At 58.4% G+C, this 2,767-nt stretch carries 1 protein-coding gene and 1 pseudogene; both read left to right on the forward strand.

What is annotated here, in order from left to right; genetic code table 11:
- A pseudogene (locus VNV36_RS18005) lies at positions 1–343 on the forward strand (hypothetical protein); the annotation flags it as partial.
- Positions 344–629: 286 nt separating this feature from the next.
- On the forward strand, positions 630–2,767 hold a 2,138-nt coding region (locus tag VNV36_RS18010; protein ID WP_325719037.1), incomplete at its 3' end, for a hypothetical protein.

A 2,767-nucleotide genomic window follows, 5' to 3' on the forward strand; every position in this document is an offset into this window, starting at 1 on the left:
TCGCAAGGAGCTTGCGGTGAGCAAAACCGTTGAACGCAAGCAGATGGGCAAAGGCAAGTCCAAATCGTTTCTCGATGTCTATTCGATCAAGAACAGCACCGACGGCCAGCCCTTGTGGGAAGCCCACTTCCACTATGACAACGCGCAGAGCCCGGCCCTCGGTTTCATGGTCGATGGCGCCCATCTGAAAACCCTTGAGCAGAGCGGGCGGGGCATCGAATCCCAGCGCCGTGATGAACTGGCCGGTTTGCCCCATGTCCGCATCTGGCGGCAGAGGTTTGACGGCAACACCGCCCGCAAACTGTTTGCCCTGGCCACCGAGGACGCGGCGGCCAGCCAATAAATACGCAATTTTTGTTGCAACGCGCTTAACAGGCAATGAAGCCGAACGGCTATTGGCGTCCTTTTCGGGCGCAAATGGCCAACACCACAAGGAAGAAAAAATGTCACCGAGACTGCCTGTCAAAGGCACCACTACAGTCGATGTTCACCCGCGCCCGAGTCGACCGGGGGACGGCGACCCACCTCGCTCCGACAGCCTGGGCCGCCAGGTTTTCGATCCATCGAACCGTGTTGAGCAGCCGGATCCGCGAACACGGCTTTCGGGCGACAGCGACCTGGATGCAATATTGCCAGCACCCACCGTCATCATTCACCTGGCACCCTCGCCCGTTGAAATCAGTGCCGATTTCACGCCATCGCTGGAGAGTTACAGGATCAGAAACGTGGCAGCGTTGCCGGACGCCGACAGCGAAGGCTTTCGCACATACAACAATCGCCGCTACGTCGACCTGGTCGATGGCGGCACGGTTCTGATCGGTACGGATCCGGATACCGGTCTGTATCGGGCGCGACTTTCCAGCGAGTTGCGCCCCTCGGGACCTGCGCTGGCGCGCGACCGCGCGAGCGGGCTCTGGCATCCGCTCGACGAGGTTGAAACAAGCATCGCCCCGCTGACCGAGAAAAGCCTGCAGGCTCTGCGCACGGAGCTGGATTTCAGCGCTGTGGAACCTGACAGCGACGGCGTGTTCCACCACGGCGGCAAGCTGTATGTGGTGATTCACAACCACGCCTATCAGGCCATGCACGATCTTGATGCATCGACCCCGACGCGCAAGGTGTGGCGCCTGGTCAACCCCAGGGACCCTGTCGCCAGCGACAGCGCGAATATCTATCGCAGCAGTCGCAGCGGCGAAACCCGCGCCATCACCCGCAACAAGGCAAACGCCTGGGTTTCATTCATGTCCGGTCTGAAGGGCGGCATGCGGCGAGGTGAGCCACAAAAAGTCTACATCTCGGATCTGCTGCAACGCGCCGAGCCTATTGAGATTGCCTATAGTGCTATCCAAGAGTCAAAAGCACATTACCGAAGTCTATGGGATCGGGCCGACCAGTTGCCCGAAGGCCCCGCCAGGACAGCGGCGCTGATAGAGATTGAGGTGCACCTGCTCAAACACATCGAACAACAGAAAAAATACGTGCAATCGCTGGTTGATAACCATGACTGGCTACGCCTGATCAAGAAAGACGGGTTATTCAAACAGGACCTGCAAACCAACCGGTTCGAACTTGTGGATTACCTCGACAAGCTTACGGCTGTCATGGATCTCAGGGTCAGCCCTACCCTGCGGGATCTGAGTGCGGCCAGCTGTAGAATCATTCTGCGGCATCTGAACAAACGACTGAAGATCCTCGAGCAGCGCGAAGTTGTGGTCGAACAATTCCGAAAAGCCTCTCCCGACGAAACCGCGAAAATCGACGAACTGCGGGTGAAGGTGCTGGCGAACAAAACCGAGTGGGTCAATTTCAACAAGCTGACGCTTTATGTGCATTTGTTTGCCGGCACACCCGATTATTCGCCAAACATGACCATGCCTTCGCTCGCGGCCATCGAGCTGATCATCGCAGATTTACATAACGCGCCGCCAAGGGAGCATCAAATGACGCTGCTGCTGGCCCTTGACCAGATCAAGGCCGACAAGGCCCGTTTCGAAAACCTGCGGGCTGCGAATCATCCCAACGCCGATGATCTTAAAGAGGCCATCGGACTGATCGATTCGTTCGAGAAAAGCATCGAACACAAACTGAGCGAAACCCTGCCTACATCCGAGTTGCCGAACCTCGATGAGAACATCGACTTCGACTTCATTCCTCCGCAACCCGTCAACGAGCCTCAGGCGCCAGCGCCGCGTACCAGGAAAATCTTCCGCACCCGTCAGCACGGCCTCTATCGGGTATTGGCCGGGGAAACCGAGACGGCTGCGGACGGCACCGTGACGGTCAACGTTCCCGATGTGCTGCGCCCCGATTCTGCACCCCGGCGCTACAGAAAAGTGGATGACGAATGGCTGCCGGTACTGCCGCCGATTGCCAGAACGCCGCGGCCCGAGCTGATTGCCGAGGCGCAGCGGCTACTGGACGGAATCGACGCTCATCTGGCCACCGCACAGGCGCAGGAGGCGCAAAAGACACTGCCGACCCAGATTGTCGAAGACCTCGGCAAGCAGACCGATTTGCTCAACAAACAGGCGCGACAGCTGGAGAATCACGAAACCGATGTCGAAGACCGGATGCTCATCAGTCTGGCCGGCCAGTTGCGCCGCGCCGCCGACTCATTGACCGCGCGTGGCCAGCAGATTCTGGTGCGGATGTACAAGGACAAGGACGTGCTGGACATCATGCGCCTGAATTTCCTGCTCGATCGCAAGGAGCTTGCGGTGAGCAAAACCGTTGAACGCAAGCAGATGGGCAAAGGCAAGTCCAAATC

Origin of the sequence: Pseudomonas sp., assembly GCF_035554175.1 — a bacterium.
Taxonomy (GTDB): Bacteria; Pseudomonadota; Gammaproteobacteria; order Pseudomonadales; family Pseudomonadaceae; genus Aquipseudomonas.